This window comes from Pseudomonas sp. KK4, assembly GCF_001984065.1.
Classification (GTDB): Bacteria; Pseudomonadota; Gammaproteobacteria; order Pseudomonadales; family Pseudomonadaceae; genus Aquipseudomonas.
This window is the reverse complement of sequence record NZ_LYVP01000059.1, coordinates 15,714-32,622: the sequence shown is the minus strand read 5'-3', so window position 1 is coordinate 32,622 and position 16,909 is coordinate 15,714. Positions and strand designations below refer to the sequence as shown.

The window sequence follows — 16,909 nt, the reverse complement described above, 5'->3', positions numbered from 1 at the left end:
GTGTCAGATGGCATTAAAGTAGCTGACCCACCGCCTTCGCGAGCAAGCCCGCTCCCACAATGGCTGGATCAGCGTTTACGGCAAAGGGTCAGACCATCACCGAGCGGCAATAACGACAGATCGACACGCGCGTCATCTTTCAACGCCCGATTGAGCACCTGGATGGCGCGGGTGTCCGCGCTTTCGGGATCAGCCTCAAGCACCCGGCCGCTCCACAAGGTGTTGTCGAATATCGCCAGGCCGCCCGTGCGCAGCAGGCGCAGCGCGTGCTCCAGATAGGCAGGATAGTTGGCTTTGTCGGCATCAATGAACATCAGATCGAACCGCCCTGGCTCATCCAGGGCACTCAGGGTTTGCAGTGCAGGCGCCAGGCGCAGGTCGATGCGATCGGCAACGCCTGCTTCCTGCCAATAGCGGCGGGCGATGGCGTTGTAATCGCCGGCAATGTCACAGCAGATCAACGCTCCCTCCTCCGGTAGTGCGGCGGCCATGCACAGGGCGCTGTAACCGGTGAAAGTGCCGACTTCGAGAATTCGCCTGGCGCCGGTCAGTTTCACCATCAAAGTGAGAAACTGCCCCTGCTCCGGGGCCACTTGCCAGCGCGCCATGGGCAGCGCCTGGGTTTCGTCACGCAAGCGTTTGAGCAGCGGTGTTTCGCGCAGGGACACGTCCAGCAGGTACTGGTAGAGCGAATCGTCGAGATTGAGCGTGCGAGCGGTCATCACAACCTCCGTCAGTTACGGATTGCGCGCCAGATGCTCCGGTTGCAGGACACGCTTGGCGCTCAGGTAGGCTTTCTGCCAATACGCCTTGGACAAGCTATCGAGCTTCACCGTGCCACCGGTAGCAGGCGCATGAACGAAGCGACCTTCGCCAACGTAGATTCCAGCATGGCTGACCTGGGAACCGCCGTTGGTGGCGAAGAACACTAGGTCACCGGTCTGCAGGCCTTCCTTGCCGACATCGGCTGCTTGCATGCTGATCATTTCCCGCGTGGTGCGTGGCAGGGCAATGCCGGTGACATCACGGTACACGTAGCCGATCAGCCCACTGCAATCGAATCCTGAATCCGGGGTATTGCCACCCCAACGATAGGGAGTGCCCACCAGGCCCAGCGCGCGAAACAGCACATCTTCCGCTTCTGGAGAAAAGGCTTGGGAGGGACCGAAGACGATGGGCGGGCGTACTACCGGCGCGGGCGGCGGGGTACGGCTGGCGCAAGCGCTGAGCAGCGCGGCGAGGAACATGATTGTAAGGCGGGCCGAGGTCGTCATAAGCAGAGCATCCTGATCTGGCTGCGGCTGTTTTCTGCGAAGGGCGCAGAAAAGAAAACCGCCTGCGTATTACGCAGGCGGTTTGCCATCATTCATGGATCAGATTCTAGCGCTTATGCGGCAAAGTTCAAGTAAGACTTTAAGTTCGCCTTACAAACTGTCCGCTTACTTGCGTGCGGTGACGATCGGTGCCGCATTTGGCGCCATGGCGAGGGCGCGCTTGGCTTCGATGAAGGTCTTGCTCCAGTAGCTGTCACCCAGGCTGTCGATCCGAACCCCACCGCTGCGGCGGCTGCTGGAGTGGATGAACTGGTTGTCGCCCAGGTAGATGCCAGCATGGCTGACACGACCGCGACGGCCATTGGTTGCGAAGAACAGCAGATCGCCTGGTTCGAGCTTGCTGCGCGAAACCAGTGGGGCATCTACGTTGATCATTTCGCGTGTGGAGCGCGGCAGGTTCATACCGGCTTCTTCACGGAACAGATAACCGATGAAACCGCTGCAATCGAAACCGGCTTCAGAGGTGCCGCCGAAACGGTAGCGGGTACCGATCAGCGACATGCCGCGTTCCAGGATGCTGTCGGCCAGTACTGGCAGTTGATAAGACTTGCCGTCGGCAAAGTCAGCCAGTTCTTTTTCGGTCGCCACTTCTTCCTGGTAAAGAGAATCCTGATAACGAACGGAAGACTGGGCAGTAACAGAGTTTTTGACCTGCTGTTGCTGTGCTTGCTCGGACACCGGAGTGTGGGCAGCGCAACCGAACAACAGGGTAACGAGTGCGAGAGGCACGAGGGGTGCAAAGCGATTTAGCATGGGCACGACCGTGGCTGAAGTTGTAAAGAAGCCGAGACTATGCCCGCTATCGACCTCATTTGCAAATTCAATCGAACTTTTTGTGACTTATCGGTTTCTCGTTAACATCTAAGCGCTTAAGCCCATTTTGATCCCTTGCGCAGCCTGCAGCCTGTAGGAAAGCGCTTTTTTTGGCGCCTGAAACTTGCCAAACCCCCGTTTTTACAGGGCTCGGCTACCAGCCCAGGGTTTCTTTCAGGAAGGGAATGGTCAGCTTGCGCTGCGCTTGCAGAGAGGCCTGATCGAGGCGCTCGAGCAACTCGAACAAGGCACTCATGCTGCGGGTTCCACGGGTCAGGATAAAGTGCCCGACTTCATCGGTCAGGTGCAGGCCGCGACGGGATGCACGCAGCTGCAAGGCGCGCAGTTTGTCTTCATCGGAAAGCGGCCGCATCTGGAAGATCAGCGCCAGAGTCAGGCGCGATTTGAGGTCGGCCAGCTTGACTGGCAGTTCACGCGGGGAAGTCGACGCCGCGATCAGCAGGCGCCGACCACTGTCACGCAGGCGATTGAACAGATGGAACAGCGCTTCTTCCCAGTCGGCCTTGCCAGCCACCGCCTGAAGATCATCCAGGCAAACCAGTTCGTACTGTTCGAGGTTGTCGAGGATTTCGATGCCGCGATCCATCAACTCGGCCAGCGGAAGATACACCGCCGGCTCACCCATCTGTTCGAAACGCAGGCACGCGGCCTGCAACAGATGCGTACGTCCTACCCCATGCTTGCCCCATAAATAAATCAGGCTTTCGGTCCAGCCGGCGTCGGCTTCGCATAGCCGCTCGACATAGCCGAGTGCAGCGGCATTGGCGCCTGGGTAGTAGTTGATGAAGGTGGCGTCGTCACGCAGACGCACACCTAGGGGCAGCTGAATCGGTTTCATGCTGACTGAACAGTTCCAACGGAACCGTTAGTGGCCTCTGTGTAAAGTTTGCGAAGTTTATACCCGTGAAGCCGACCGCACAATGCGACACACCACAAGCAAAATCAAAGGTTTGCGTTGACGCACCGGTTTTATGACAGTTTCTTTGGCGCTGAGGGCCGCACCCGGCATCGACCCGGGCTGCCCGACAACCCGCCTAAAGCTCTGGCTCATCGACACCACTGTACATCTCCGAATCCTTGTACAAATCATGCACATGACGCACCAGCACCATGATCACCGCCGCCACCGGAAGCGCCAGCAAAATCCCGGTAAAGCCGAACAGCTCACCACCAGCCAGGATCGCAAAAATCACCGCCACCGGGTGCAGGCCAATGCGATCACCCACCAGCAATGGCGTCAGGACCATGCCCTCCAGAGCCTGCCCGACCATGAATACGGCAACGATGCCGATCATGGGATACAGGTCGCCACCGAACTGGAACAGACCGGCGATCAAGGCCGCGCCGATACCGATCACGAAGCCCATGTACGGCACAATCGCCGCCAGGCCGGCAATCATGCCGATCAAAAGCCCCAGCTCCAGCCCTACCAGCATCAACCCCGCGGCGTAGATCACGCCCAACGCCACCATCACCAGCAACTGTCCGCGCACAAAGGCGCCGAGCACTTCGTGGCATTCACCGGCCAGCGCCACCGCTCGTTCCTCGCGGTCCCGAGGCAACAGGCTGCGGATCTTGGCCATCATCACATCCCAATCGCGCAGCAAGTAGAAACTCACCACGGGGATCAAGACCACATTCGCCAGCCAGCCGATCAGCGCCAGACCCGAAGCGGTCGCCTGACTGAGCACCACGCCCACAATATCGGTGGTCTGCCCCATGTGCTCGCTGATGGCGGCCTTGAGCTTGTCGAACTTCCAGAAACCTTCCGACAGGCCGAACTTCGACTGCATCCACGGCAACGCGGTGTGCTGCAACCAATCGAGCATCTGCGGCGCCAGCTCATACAAACGAAACAGCTGCTTGGCGAGCATCGGCACCAGCACCAACAGCAAGGTGGTGAGGATCAGGGTGAACAGGGCAAACACCGCCACCACACCCAATGTGCGTGACAGCCCGGCCCTCTCCAGCCGGTCCACCAGCGGGTCAAACAGATAAGCCAGCAATAACGCCACCAGGAACGGCGTCAGAATCGGATGCAACAGCCAGATAAACGCGCAGAACAGAACGACTGCACCCAACCAGTACCAACGCCGCGTATCGGCCATGAACCACTCCATTGCTTCTATATAAAGAAAGAAAAACTACCAGCGGAAATGCAGCTGGGGGGTTGCAGCCGGAGCCGGTGCTGGCGCAGGGGCCGAACCGTCAGCCGCCGGTGCAACGGGTGCCGGGGCCGCCACCTCCTGCAACTTCGCCAGCGATAATTGCGCCCGCAACTGATCGGTACTGCCATTGACCCGATAGACAATCCTGTCGCCGTCGACACTTTGCGGACGGCCATTGAAAGGCTCGAGCAAGCGCCCAAGGGTCGCATAACGCTCAAGATTCATGCCCTGAACTTCCAGCAATTGTTGAGTCGAAGCCCCCGGCTTGGCGACGAAGCGTGGCGCCAATCGCTCATTGACCGCCAGCATCACCGCGTCCGCCAGGGCCGCTTGATCAGCCCCCGTGGCGGTGCCGGCCTCTTTCTGATCCCCCAGCCACAAACGCCACTTGGCTTGCCACTGACCACCCTCTTCATGGGCGTGCACCGCCAGCAAGGCATCGGCGTTGTAGCGTTCCGATGCATTGCGCAATGGCGCCGGATCGGCGCCTTCCAGATTCGGCGCAGTGGCGACGATCTGTTCATTGAGATCCGCCAACGGCAAACGCAGCGGCAAACCGCGATGTTGCGCCGCACGCTTCAACGGCACGGCGCTGGCCTGACCATCACCCACCAGGCTTGAGCCCTCGGTGTTGTCATTGAGCCACCAGCCCAGAATCGAAGGCCGATTGGCGCCCCACACGGCAAGCCCGGCACGACGCAACGCCTGCTCGGTGGTGCCCGGGTCGAAGTCAACTTTCAACACTTCCGGCGGCCCGGAATCGAAGCCGTACTGGCTGATAATTTGCTGCGGGTCCTTGCGAATCGCCGCCAGCCCCGGGTTCTGTGCTGCCTTGGGGTCACCGGTAAGGCGTAACACCAGCGTATCGAGTGCGCGCTGAGTGGCCTGGTCGCGCTCTTGCGGCGACTGACCGCTCACGGGTTCGCGCACCTGATAAAGACCTTTTACGGTTTCGGCATGACTGATCAGACTGACCAACGACAAACAGCCCACAAACAAGAATTTACAAAAACGCATGGAAGATTCCTGGCGACAAGAGCGGCTGGAACAGACCGCATGAAGACGTTCGAGCAAGGCTGTGACCATGGCCGGGCGCAAAACATTCACACGTCCTGGGTAAGTTTTCGCACTGTCATAACGATAGACGCTTAATGGCGATACTCTACGCAGGCCTGAAGGATGCCATCATCCCGGGGTAAATACGGTTTTTTTGAATCGATATGCCCCTGCCGTCGGCCTGAGGATGGCCGCTGCCCTTCAAGCCTGATAAAATCGCGCGCCTTCGCAGACCGGCAACAGCCGGGCACCCTTGAAATTCGCGTGAGGCCATCGCCCCCGTCGATTTCGGCGCCCCGCTGAACTCGGTCGTTACCCAGAAATCCCCCCTAAAGGCCTGGATCATGAGCAAGCAACCCTCCCTGAGCTACAAGGACGCCGGTGTAGACATCGACGCCGGTGAAGCATTGGTCGAACGCATCAAGAGCGTCGCCAAGCGCACTGCGCGCCCGGAAGTCATGGGCGGCCTGGGCGGTTTTGGCGCCCTCTGCGAAATCCCGGCCGGCTACAAGCAGCCTGTACTGGTGTCCGGTACTGACGGCGTCGGTACCAAGCTGCGCCTGGCGCTGAACCTGAACAAGCACGACAGCATCGGCATCGACCTAGTGGCCATGTGCGTCAACGACCTGGTGGTGTGCGGCGCCGAGCCACTGTTCTTCCTCGACTACTACGCCACCGGCAAACTGAACGTCGACACCGCCGCTCAGGTGGTGACCGGCATCGGCGCAGGCTGCGAACTGTCCGGTTGCTCCCTGGTCGGCGGTGAAACCGCTGAAATGCCTGGCATGTACGAAGGCGAAGACTACGACCTGGCCGGCTTCTGCGTCGGCGTCGTGGAAAAATCCGAAATCATCGACGGTTCCAAGGTCGCTGCCGGCGACGCCCTGCTCGCCCTGCCGTCTTCCGGTCCGCACTCCAACGGCTACTCGCTGATCCGCAAGATCATCGAAGTGTCCGGCGCCGACATCGAAAACACTCAGCTCGACGGCAAACCGCTGACCGACCTGCTGATGGCCCCGACCCGCATCTACGTCAAGCCGCTGCTCAAGCTGATCAAGGAAACCGGCGCGGTCAAGGCCATGGCTCACATCACCGGTGGCGGCCTGCTGGACAACATTCCGCGCGTACTGCCAAAAGGCGCTCAAGCCGTGGTTGACGTGGCGAGCTGGAACCGTCCTGCGGTGTTCGACTGGCTGCAAGAGAAAGGCAACGTCGACGAGAACGAAATGCACCGCGTACTGAACTGCGGCGTGGGCATGGTCATCTGCGTGGCTCAGGAGCACGTTGAAACCGCATTGAACGTACTGCGTGAAGCCGGCGAACAGCCGTGGGTCATCGGCCAGATCGCCACCGCTGCCGAAGGCGCAGCCCAGGTTGAACTGAAGAACCTCAAGGCTCACTGATGCCTAAGACCTGTGATGTCGTGGTGCTGTTGTCAGGCACCGGCAGTAACTTGCAGGCCCTGATCGACAGCACGCGGACCGGCGACAGCCCGGTCCGCATCGCTGCGGTGATTTCCAACCGCGCCGACGCCTACGGCTTGCAACGGGCCAGGGACGCGGGTATCGCCACCCGCTCCCTGGATCACAAGGCATTTGATGGCCGCGAGGCCTTCGATGCCGCGCTGATCGAACTGATCGACGCGTTCAACCCCAAACTCGTGGTACTGGCCGGCTTCATGCGCATTCTCAGCGCTGACTTCGTACGCCACTATCAGGGTCGCCTGCTCAATATCCATCCTTCGCTGCTACCCAAATACAAAGGGTTGCACACCCATCAGCGCGCGCTGGAAGCCGGCGACAGCGAACATGGCTGCTCCGTGCACTTCGTCACCGAGGAACTCGATGGCGGACCACTGGTCGTACAGGCAGTAATACCGGTAGAGTTGCACGACTCGCCGCAGAGTCTGGCGCAGCGGGTTCATGTCCAGGAACACTTTATCTACCCGATGGCCGTACGCTGGTTTGCCGAAGGCCGACTGTCGCTTGGCGATCAAGGTGCTTTAATGGATGGACAATTACTCGCGGCCAGCGGCCACTTGATTCGAATCTAGGAGATTTTATGCGTCGTGCCCTGCTCTTCGCTTGCGCGCTGCTCGCCCTGCCCTTCGCACAGGCTGCAGACCTTCAACCTTTCTCCGCCAGCTACACCGCCGACTGGAAACAGTTGCCCATGAGCGGCACCGCCGAGCGCAGCCTGACCAAGGAAGCCAACGGCGCCTGGAAACTCAGCTTCAAGGCGTCGATGATGATCGCCAGCCTGTCCGAAGAAAGCACCCTGACCGTCGACAAAGACACCTTCCTGCCGCAGTCCTACCACTTTGAACGCGGTGGCCTGGGCAAAGCCAAGAAGGCCGATCTGGATTTCGACTGGACCGCCAAGAAGGTCACGGGTACCGACCGTGGCGACGCGGTCAACATTCCGCTCAACCGTGGCATGGTCGACAAGTCCACCTATCAGCTGGCTCTCCAGCATGACGTGGCCGCCGGCAAGAAAAGCATGAGCTATCAGGTGGTTGATGATGGCGAAGTCGATACCTATGACTTCCGTGTGCTGGGCTCGGAGAAAGTCGATACCAAGGCCGGTCAGATTGACGCGATCAAGGTCGAGCGCGTGCGCGACCCGACTCAAAGCAAGCGCATCACCGTGCTGTGGTTCGCCAAGGACTGGGATTACCTGCTGGTCCGCCTGCAACAGGTCGAAACCGACGGCAAGGAGTACAACATCATGCTCCTGGACGGCAAGGTCAATGGCAAGGCTGTCAAAGGCAGCTGATCGGCAACGACACCCAAGAGCCCCGCGATTGCGGGGCTTTTTTTCGCCTCCCACAAATTGGAACGACAGCTGCGCACATGGGCTCTATACCTTCAAGGTCCTTTTTGATCGAATGACTTTTCCTACCGTCAGCGAGGTTTCCCATGACTGTTACCGTCAACACCGTTTCCGCCGAAGGCCTGCGTCACAGCGTCCAGATCGATGACCACGAGTTGTTTGCCGATGCGCCTGTTTCCGCCGGCGGCGAAGGCAGCGCGCCGGAGCCCCATGATTATTTCGACGCGGCGCTCGGCGCCTGCAAAGCCTTGACCCTTAAAATGTACGCCAGGAAAAAGGACATCCCCCTTACCGGTGTGGGTGTCGAGGTCAAACGCGACAACAGTGAAGAGCAAAAGGGAAAATACGCACTGCACGTCAAACTCACACTCAAGGGTGTGCTTACCGATGCCCAGCGTGACGAATTGCACCGTGTCGCCGACCGCTGCCCGATCCACAAGCTGATGACCACCACTGACGTCAGCATCGAGACCCACCTTTCGGAAGGCGCGTTCAGCCAATAGCGGCAAGGGTTGCACAAGCGGGTTATGCTCGACGGCATCACCCGCTCAGCCTGGAACGCACCATGAACACTCCGCTCGTGATCCGCCCCCGCGCAGAAGATGTCGAGGGCCAGCCGATTCTTCGCCCGCTGCCCTCTGCCAAATGCCGCAACGTCGGGCCTTTCGTATTTTTCGACCACATGCTCACGACTCGCTACGCACCGGGCGACGGCATGAACATCCGCCAGCATCCGCACATTGGCCTGTCCACCCTCACCTACCTGTTCGAGGGGCAGTTGCAACACAAGGACAGCCTGGGCTCCGATCAAGTGGTCAGCGCCGGCGACGTCAGCTGGATGACCGCCGGCAGCGCCATTGCCCACGTCGAGCGCACGCCCGACGCCCTCAAGCAACGCGGCTTCACGATGCACGGCTTGCAGATCTGGCTGGCTTCGCCCAAAGACCGTGAACAGGGGCCGGGCCATTACAGCCATCATCCGGCGACCACGTTGCCGGTCAGCGAAAACCTTGGGGTGAAGATCCGCATGATCGCCGGGTCAGGCTTTTGCCTGGAGTCACCCGTGCCGGTACTTTCACCTACGTTGTATGCGGAACTGCACCTGCAGACGGCGACGACCCTGCTGATCCCTACCGAGCACGAAGAGCGCGCGCTGTATCTATTGAGTGGCGAGGCACAACTGGATGGCGAATCGCTTGAGCCGCACTCGCTGGTGGTGCTGCCTTCCGGGCAAGAGATGACACTGTCTGCCGACAGCGATTGCCATGCGGTGTTGTTAGGCGGCGCACCGTTGGACGGTCCGCGACGGATCAACTGGAATTTTGTCGCGAGCGATCCGGCCATGATCGATGACGCCCGCCGACGCTGGGCGGCCGGGGACTGGCCGACGGTGCCAGGGGAAGTCGAGCGGATCGAATTGCCCTGAGACCTCGGTGTAACTTACGCCGCTTTCGCGAGCAGGCTCGCTCCCACAGAGGAACACATTCCAAACTGTGGGAGCGAGCCTGCTCGCGAAGGGGCCGGCACTTACACCAACCACATCATGATCAACCCTTGAACACTTCATCCAGCAGGTTGTGCATCGAGGTAAATGCCCGGGCAGCCACCTTGGCGTCGTACATCATCATCCCCGGCACATTGGCGTGGGTGTCGGTGAACGAGTGGAACGCGCCGCCGTAGCTGATCAACTGCCAATCCACACCGGCCGCATTCATTTCATCTTCAAAGGCTGGCAACTGCTCTTTCGGCACCAATGGGTCGGACGCGCCGTGAAGCACCAGCACCTTGCCCTTGATGTTGTTCGCATCAGCCGGATTCGGGGTATCGAGGGTGCCGTGGAACGACACTGCGGCCTTCACCGGAGCCCCGGTACGGGCAAGCTCCAACGCGCAGCAACCGCCGAAACAGAAACCGAAAGTCGCCAGTTTCGACATATCGACTGCCGCCTCGCCCTGCTGTTGCAATTGCTCGAACGCCACTTGCAGACGCTTGCGCATCAACGCCCGGTCATTCTTGAGCGGCATCATCGCCGCGGCTGCTTCGTCGTTGTTCTGCGGGCGAAGCGATTGGCCGTAGATGTCCGCGATCAACACTACGTAGCCCTTGGCAGCCACCGACTTGGCGATCTCCTCGGCACCGGCGCTGATGCCCATCCAGTTGTGTGCCATCAACAACCCCGGACGCGCACCTTTATGGTCAGCGTCGAACGCCAGGCGGCTTTCGTAGGCCTGACCGTCAATCTGGTAGACAACGGAACGTACAGTGATTTGGCTCATTTCTGACTCCTGATTTTAAACACCAGAATGAAAAAACCCGCCGAAGCGGGTTTTTCTACAACATGATCAAGCTGACAGTTCAACCAACAGCTTGTTCAGACGACGCACGTAAGCCGCCGGGTCTTTCAAGCTGTCGCCGGCCGCCAGGGCGGCCTGATCGAACAGAATGTGCGACAGGTCACCGAAACGTTCATCGCTCTGCTCGTTGTCGAGCTTTTCGATCAACGGGTGAGCCGGGTTGAATTCGAAGATCGGCTTGGAGTCCGGCACCTTCTGGCCACTGGCTTCGAGGATCTGGCGCATTTGCAGACCCAGGTCCTGCTCGCCGATGGCGAGGATCGCCGGCGAGTCGGTCAGACGATGGGAAACCCGCACTTCGGCCACGGATTCGCCCAGTGCAGTCTTGAGACGCTCCACCAGACCTTCCTTGGACTTGGCGACTTCTTCCGCGGCCTTCTTGTCCTCTTCCGAGTCCAGGTTGCCCAGGTCCAGGTCGCCACGGGCCACATCGACAAAGCTCTTGCCGTCGAAGTCGCTCAGGTAGCTCATCAGCCACTCGTCGATGCGGTCGGTCAACAGCAGTACTTCGATGCCTTTCTTGCGGAAGACTTCCAGGTGCGGGCTGTTCTTGACCTGAGCATAGGTTTCGCCGGTCAGGTAGTAGATCTTGTCCTGACCTTCCTTGGCGCGAGCCAGGTAATCGGCCAGGCCCACAACCTGCTCTCCGTCGTCACCGTTGGTCGATGCGAAACGCAGCAGGCCGGCGATTTTTTCTTTGTTGGCGAAGTCTTCTGCCGGGCCTTCTTTCATGACCTGACCGAAGTTCTTCCAGAAGCCCTTGTATTGCTCAGGCTCGTTCTTCGCCAGTTTTTCCAGCATGTCCAGCACGCGCTTGGTCAGTGCCGACTTCATGGAATCGATGATCGGGTCTTTCTGCAGGATCTCGCGCGACACGTTCAGCGACAGGTCGTTGGAATCGACCACGCCCTTGATGAAGCGCAGGTACAACGGCAGGAACGACTCGGCCTGATCCATGACGAAAACGCGCTGCACATACAGCTTCAGGCCTTTGGGCGCTTCACGCTGGTACAGGTCGAAGGGTGCACGGGCCGGTACGTACAGCAGCGAGCTGTATTCCAGCTTGCCTTCGACCTTGTTGTGGCTCCAGCTCAGCGGGTTTTCGAAGTCGTGGGCGATGTGCTTGTAGAACTCCTGGTATTCCTCGTCCTTCACTTCAGTACGAGGGCGAGTCCACAGGGCGCTGGCGCGGTTGACGGTTTCCCACTCAACGGCAGGCTTGTCCTCGCCTTCGGCAGCTGCCGCTTCTTTAGGCAACTCGATCGGCAGAGCGATGTGGTCGGAGTACTTCTTGATGATGTTGCGCAGGCGCCAGCCGTCGGCGAACTCGTCTTCGCCGGACTTCAGGTGCAGCACGATACGGGTACCGCGCTCGGCCTTGTCGATGGTGGCGACTTCAAACTCGCCCTCACCCTTGGACGACCAGTGCACGCCTTCGCTGGCCGGGCTGCCGGCACGACGGCTGAACACGTCGACTTTGTCGGCCACGATGAATGCGGAATAGAAGCCCACGCCGAACTGACCGATCAGGTGCGAGTCCTTCTTCTGGTCGCCCGACAGGTTTTTCATGAAGTCGGCGGTGCCGGACTTGGCGATGGTGCCCAGGTGGGTGATCACGTCTTCACGGCTCATGCCGATGCCGTTGTCTTCGAGGGTGACAGTCTTGGCGTCCTTGTCGAAGCTCACACGGATTTTCAGTTCCGCGCCACCTTCCAGCAAATCTGGCTTGGACAGGGCTTCGAAACGTAATTTGTCTACGGCGTCAGAGGCGTTCGAGATCAATTCGCGAAGGAAGATTTCCTTGTTGGAATACAGCGAATGGATCATGAGGTGCAGCAGCTGCTTTACCTCGGTCTGGAAGCCCAGGGTTTCCTTTTGAGTTTCCACACTCATGGTCATCAAACTCCAATCAGATGGCATAAGCCGCGACCAAGAGGGTCTGCGGCGGGTTGTCATGAGAGTTGGGGGCGGCGTTCAGGATTTCAAGGGCTCCTCGAGTTTGAAATGCGCCCTGGCCGTGGCGATGGGCTCGGCTTCGGTGCTTTGCCACGCGGTAATTGCCACGTTGGCCACCCGGCGTCCCTGGCGGCACACCTGACAACGGGCCCATGTATCGCGGAAATGCCCGGCACGCAGGTAATCAAGGGAAAAATCGATGATTTTCGGCACGCCCGGTGAACCAGTGGTAATCAACAGATGCAGTGCGGCGGACAGTTCCATGAAACCGGCGATGACACCACCGTGGATCGCCGGCAGCAAAGGGTTACCAATGTTGTCTTTGTTGGCCGGCAGGCGAAACAGCAGTTCATCCCCCACCCGCGAACATTCGACGCCGATCAGCGTGGCGTAGGGAATCAGCTGCAGCAGCGCGCTGTAATCGCCCTGCTGATGGGCCTGGCGCAACTGTTCCCGGAAACCGTCAGTCATTTCGCACCTGCGGCGATGGCGCCACCAAAGCCTTGGGTGCCTTTGATGCCCTTGCCCATGCGCATGAACGTGCCCACCACATGGGCAATCGGCTGCTCGGGATCGTCCTGGTAGGCAAAACCACGGGCGAAGATCACATCGGTGGTCACCCGGTAGCATTGGGCAAATCCGTACACGTCCTTGTGAGGTTCGGCGGCGTGCATGTAATCGATGCGCAGGTCGAGGGTCGGGCAAACTTCGAATTCCGGCAGCACGCAGAGCGTGGACATGCCGCAGGCGGTGTCCATCAGGGTGGTCAGTGCGCCGCCATGAATCACCCCAGTGTCGGGGTTGCCGACGATCTGCTGACTATAGGGAAGCATTACCGTCAGACCTTCCTGACTGGCGCCATGGACTTGCAAGCCGAGTACCTGACAATGGCGCAATGCCGACATGAATCGTATCGCGCGCTCAAAAACGGGGTTTTCGGTCATTTGATAAAAACGCCTTTAAATGATCGTGGAGTGCAGTATCGGTCCATGAAAAAGTTCCGTGTTAGAACAAACTTATATATCTGAGGAATTTGAGGAACTTAACCCCGAGGCCTGCGCTCGAAAGGCCAGTAGTTAATTTCCATAAGGAGAAACACCCCATGCGTAAGACTTTAGCTATTGCCTTGATGTTGACCGCTTCCCTCGGTCTCGCTGCCTGCGATAAAAAATCCGAGGACAAAGCTCAAGATGCTGCCAAACATGCTGAGCAAGCTCAGCAAGACATGAACAAAGCTCAGGATAAAGTGAACGACGCGGCGAAAGAAAACGCCGAAGCCGCCAAAGCTCAGGCTGAATCGAACGAAGCAGCAGCAAAAGAAGCTGCACCTAAAAACTAAATCAGTTTTTAGCCAGTTAAGGAGAAAACCCGCCAAGTGCGGGTTTTCTTTCGTCTGCGTTTTCTTCATTGCGGCGCTAGAGCAAAATCGTTCTAAAAGTCGGACTAATCATCAACAACAGAGAACAGACTAATCCCACCAACCAAACCAGACTGCGTTGCCAGGTCAGATCTTTCCAGTAACACAACAGATAAATGACCCGGGTGATTACAAAGATGATCGCCAGCAGATCAATGAGCCATCCCGCCGTCTGCGTGGTATGCGCCATCAACACACCCACCGCAAACAGAATGAATGCCTCGAAACAATTTTGGTGCGCCGCCACCGCACGGGCGCCCAGCCCCGTGAGTTGCGCCTGCTGCTGACGCGGCAGGTGATTGTCGTAGCCCCCCTGCGCTTTCATGGCCGTGGTCACGGGCATGCGCGCTACATAAATCAATACGGCACTGATAAACACGCACCAGAACGGAATACTCATCAAGCAGCCTCTTTGTTCACCTCGGGCAACGGCGCCTCTGTAGGGGTATAGACCATCACGTCGAGGACATCGGAATGAAACTCGCGGCGATACAACACCAGCACCACGCCGGCGCTCATCAACATGAACAACCAGGGGCTGACGAACCAGGCGAGCATGGTCATGCCGAAGTAGTAGGAGCGCAGGCCGAAGTTGAACTGGTTGGCCGCCATGGAAATAACCCGCGCGGCACGGGAAGCAAAGGCTTTGCGCTCCTGTTCGGAGACATGCCGCTCACCGACCATCGGCGCCGAGCCCACCAGGATGGCGGCAAAATTGTACTGGCGCATGCACCAACTGAAGGTGAAGAACGCGTAAACGAACACCAGTGCCAGGCACAGTAGCTTGATCTCCGACATGCCCTGGGAAGCCTGTTGCACCATGGGAATGTCCGCCAGCAGCGACACCGCCCGCTCCGACGCCCCGAGTACCGTCAGGATGCCGGCCAGGATAATCAGTGTGCTCGAAGCAAAGAAGGAAGCGTTGCGCTCCAGATTGCCGATCACGCTGGCATCGGCGATACGATTGTCACGCAGCAGCATGCGGCGCATCCAGTCTTCGCGGTATAGATGCAGCACGCTGGCCAGGCACGCGGTGTCCCGGCCCTTCCAGGTGGCATAGCGGGTGTAGCCGCCCCAGCAGATGACGAACCAGAGCGCGGCAAGGATGTGGATCAGATTGGCTTGGATGAACGACATGCAGGTCCTTTTGAGCAGAAAGTGTACCGAGGCCCTGTGGGAGCGGGCTTGCTCGCGAATGCTGCGTGCCAGTCAATGAATGATCCGACGGGGGCAACGTCTTCGCGAGCAAGCCCGCTCCCACATTGGGTGATCGCAGTGGTTCGACGTTAGCCCAAGTAAAAAGACACCGCACCCTGCCCATAAAAAATGCCCCGTATCGATTGATACGGGGCATTTCCATTTCTGTTCAGCGGCCCCCTCATGACGGGCCAGTGAAGCTTAAGCCAGCGCTTCTTCGCGCTTGCCCAGCAGGCGGTCGCAAACCACTGCAACCACCAGGGTCATCACCGAAGGCACCAGCCATGCCAGCCCCTGCTCGCTCAGCGGCAGATGCGCCAGTTGCGTCGGCATCCAGTCCGCCAGACCGGCGCCCTTGAGGGCATCGATCAGTCCGAAGATGAACGACACCAGCATCACCGGTCCGACGATACGGCCCTGTTCATGCCAGAAGTCCTTGCAGAAGCTCAGGGCTACCAGAGCGATGCACGGCGGGTAGATGGCAGTCAGCACCGGGATCGAGAATGCAATGAGCTTGGTGAGGCCCAGGTTGGACACCAGCAGCGAGAACGCCGCCAGGATGATGACCAGGGTCTTGTAGGACAGTGGCAGCACACGGCTGAAGTATTCCGCGCAAGCGCAGGTCAGGCCGACCGCGGTCACCAGACACGCCAGGGAAATCAGCACCGCGAGGAAGCCGCTGCCCAGGGAACCGAAGGTGTGCTGCACATAGGCGTGCAAGACCGCCGCACCGTTGGTTGCGCCGACCGCCACTTCATGGCTGCCCGAACCGAGACGGAACAGGCTGATGTACACCAGCGCCAGGCCCACGCCGGCGATGAGGCCGGCAATGATCGCGTAACGGGTAATCAGCGCTGGCGATTCGACGCCACGGGAACGAATGGCGTTGACGATCACGATGCCGAACACCAGTGCACCCAGCGTATCCATGGTCAGGTAACCATTGATGAAGCCCTGGGAGAACGGTGCCGCCACATATTCAGGGGTGGCCTGACCGATATCACCCGCCGGCAAGGCGAATGCCGCAATGCCCAACACCGCCAGGGCGATAATTTTCAGTGGAGCGAGGAAGCGTCCTACGGTATCCAGCAGGCGACCCGGGTACAACGAAATGAAGAACACCAGCAGGAAATACACCGAACTGTAGAGGAACAGCGCCAGCGGACTTTCGCCGGTCAACGGTGCCAGACCCACTTCGAAGGAAACGGTAGCCGTGCGTGGCGTGGCAAACAGCGGTCCCACAGCGAGGTAGCACGCCGCCGCCAGCAAACCACCGGCGATCTTGCCGATCGGGCTGCTCAAGGCATCCATCGCCCCACCGACCTTGGCCAGCGCTACAACGGTGACCACCGGCAGACCGACCGCCGTGACCAGAAAGCCCAGCGCCGCCATCCAGACGTTAGGCCCGGACTGCAAACCGACGATGGGCGGGAAGATGATGTTGCCGGCCCCGACGAACAGGGCAAACGTCATAAAACCAAGTGCCAGGATGTCCTGACCTTTCAACACTTTCATTAAGGAAATACCACACTGCTGAATCGGAATTTAGAGAGGGATTTCCCTATGGGTGAGGGAAATGCTGTCAGTCCGTATGAGACCGACCCTTTAAGCGCGAGGCTGCCTTGTGGGCGCGGACGCAAAAATGGCGCGTAGCCTAACGAATTTGCGCGATGAACGCACTGTTAGAGGGCGAACATTCCGATCTACGACATTTCTGTGTCGCGTTTTTGCATGTAATGAGGCTGTGGTTGTAATTCTGCC

At 59.2% G+C, this 16,909-nt stretch carries 19 protein-coding genes; 6 read left to right on the top strand and 13 right to left on the bottom strand.

The window, feature by feature from the left end:
- Positions 1-68: 68 nt before the first annotated feature.
- From B0W55_RS19000 to B0W55_RS18975, 6 genes are all read right to left on the bottom strand, one after another.
- Positions 69-722 (bottom strand): O-methyltransferase, encoded by a 654-nt coding sequence (locus B0W55_RS19000; RefSeq protein ID WP_077047464.1) that lies wholly within the window; start codon positions 720-722, stop codon positions 69-71.
- A 15-nt stretch (positions 723-737) separates the two neighbouring features.
- On the bottom strand, positions 738-1,274 hold the full coding sequence (locus B0W55_RS18995; protein WP_077047463.1) for a C40 family peptidase: 537 nt from the start codon (positions 1,272-1,274) through the stop codon (positions 738-740).
- Between the two features lie 165 nt (positions 1,275-1,439).
- The gene (locus tag B0W55_RS18990; protein ID WP_077047462.1) at positions 1,440-2,087 is read right to left on the bottom strand and encodes a C40 family peptidase; all 648 of its coding nucleotides are present in this window, start codon (positions 2,085-2,087) and stop codon (positions 1,440-1,442) included.
- 214 nt (positions 2,088-2,301) lie between these two features.
- Positions 2,302-3,006, bottom strand: a complete 705-nt coding sequence (hda, locus tag B0W55_RS18985; RefSeq protein ID WP_007936072.1) for a DnaA regulatory inactivator Hda — start codon at positions 3,004-3,006, stop codon at positions 2,302-2,304.
- A gap of 196 nt (positions 3,007-3,202) precedes the next feature.
- Entirely contained in the window at positions 3,203-4,276 is a 1,074-nt protein-coding gene (locus B0W55_RS18980; protein ID WP_077047461.1) for an AI-2E family transporter, read from the bottom strand.
- 36 nt (positions 4,277-4,312) lie between these two features.
- Complete coding sequence (locus B0W55_RS18975; protein ID WP_077047460.1) at positions 4,313-5,353, bottom strand: DUF2066 domain-containing protein; 1,041 nt, start codon at positions 5,351-5,353, stop codon at positions 4,313-4,315.
- A gap of 383 nt (positions 5,354-5,736) precedes the next feature.
- Here B0W55_RS18975 and purM point away from each other — a divergent pair, with 383 nt between their 5' ends.
- The 5 genes from purM to B0W55_RS18945 all read left to right on the top strand — a co-directional run bounded on the left by purM (position 5,737) and on the right by B0W55_RS18945 (position 9,650).
- Complete coding sequence (purM, locus tag B0W55_RS18965) at positions 5,737-6,795, top strand: phosphoribosylformylglycinamidine cyclo-ligase (RefSeq protein ID WP_077047458.1); 1,059 nt, start codon at positions 5,737-5,739, stop codon at positions 6,793-6,795.
- Positions 6,795-7,445, top strand: coding sequence for a phosphoribosylglycinamide formyltransferase (gene purN / locus B0W55_RS18960; RefSeq protein ID WP_077047457.1), 651 nt, complete (start codon positions 6,795-6,797; stop codon positions 7,443-7,445). The genes purM and purN overlap by 1 nt, the downstream gene beginning before the upstream one ends.
- 8 nt (positions 7,446-7,453) lie before the next feature.
- Positions 7,454-8,167 (top strand): DUF3108 domain-containing protein, encoded by a 714-nt coding sequence (locus B0W55_RS18955; RefSeq protein ID WP_077047456.1) that lies wholly within the window; start codon positions 7,454-7,456, stop codon positions 8,165-8,167.
- Between the two features lie 143 nt (positions 8,168-8,310).
- Positions 8,311-8,727: an OsmC family protein gene (locus tag B0W55_RS18950; protein ID WP_077047455.1), complete on the top strand. Its 417-nt coding sequence runs from the start codon at positions 8,311-8,313 to the stop codon at positions 8,725-8,727.
- 62 nt (positions 8,728-8,789) lie between these two features.
- Positions 8,790-9,650 (top strand): pirin family protein, encoded by an 861-nt coding sequence (locus tag B0W55_RS18945; RefSeq protein WP_077047454.1) that lies wholly within the window; start codon positions 8,790-8,792, stop codon positions 9,648-9,650.
- Between the two features lie 121 nt (positions 9,651-9,771).
- On the opposite strand, the gene B0W55_RS18940 is transcribed toward B0W55_RS18945, so the two are convergent.
- The 4 genes from B0W55_RS18940 to B0W55_RS18925 form a co-directional block, all read right to left on the bottom strand.
- Complete coding sequence (locus B0W55_RS18940) at positions 9,772-10,500, bottom strand: dienelactone hydrolase family protein (protein ID WP_077047453.1); 729 nt, start codon at positions 10,498-10,500, stop codon at positions 9,772-9,774.
- A gap of 66 nt (positions 10,501-10,566) precedes the next feature.
- Positions 10,567-12,471 carry a molecular chaperone HtpG gene (gene htpG, locus B0W55_RS18935; RefSeq protein ID WP_077047465.1) on the bottom strand — a complete coding sequence of 635 codons (1,905 nt, stop codon included), beginning with the start codon at positions 12,469-12,471 and terminating at the stop codon, positions 10,567-10,569.
- A gap of 81 nt (positions 12,472-12,552) precedes the next feature.
- Positions 12,553-13,005, bottom strand: coding sequence for a PaaI family thioesterase (locus B0W55_RS18930; protein WP_077047452.1), 453 nt, complete (start codon positions 13,003-13,005; stop codon positions 12,553-12,555).
- Positions 13,002-13,478 (bottom strand): PaaI family thioesterase, encoded by a 477-nt coding sequence (locus B0W55_RS18925; protein ID WP_077047451.1) that lies wholly within the window; start codon positions 13,476-13,478, stop codon positions 13,002-13,004. The genes B0W55_RS18930 and B0W55_RS18925 overlap by 4 nt, the downstream gene beginning before the upstream one ends.
- 158 nt (positions 13,479-13,636) lie before the next feature.
- Here B0W55_RS18925 and B0W55_RS18920 point away from each other — a divergent pair, with 158 nt between their 5' ends.
- A complete protein-coding gene (locus tag B0W55_RS18920) occupies positions 13,637-13,873 on the top strand; it encodes a hypothetical protein (RefSeq protein ID WP_053156833.1) in 237 nt (78 codons plus the stop codon).
- 76 nt (positions 13,874-13,949) lie between these two features.
- Here the strand turns inward: B0W55_RS18920 and B0W55_RS18915 are convergent, their stop codons facing one another.
- From B0W55_RS18915 to brnQ, 3 genes are all read right to left on the bottom strand, one after another.
- Complete coding sequence (locus tag B0W55_RS18915) at positions 13,950-14,351, bottom strand: MAPEG family protein (protein ID WP_077047450.1); 402 nt, start codon at positions 14,349-14,351, stop codon at positions 13,950-13,952.
- On the bottom strand, positions 14,351-15,088 hold the full coding sequence (locus B0W55_RS18910) for a DUF599 domain-containing protein (RefSeq protein ID WP_077047449.1): 738 nt from the start codon (positions 15,086-15,088) through the stop codon (positions 14,351-14,353). The genes B0W55_RS18915 and B0W55_RS18910 overlap by 1 nt, the downstream gene beginning before the upstream one ends.
- 261 nt (positions 15,089-15,349) lie before the next feature.
- The gene (gene brnQ, locus B0W55_RS18905) at positions 15,350-16,663 is read right to left on the bottom strand and encodes a branched-chain amino acid transport system II carrier protein (RefSeq protein WP_077047448.1); all 1,314 of its coding nucleotides are present in this window, start codon (positions 16,661-16,663) and stop codon (positions 15,350-15,352) included.
- Positions 16,664-16,909 lie beyond the last annotated feature (246 nt).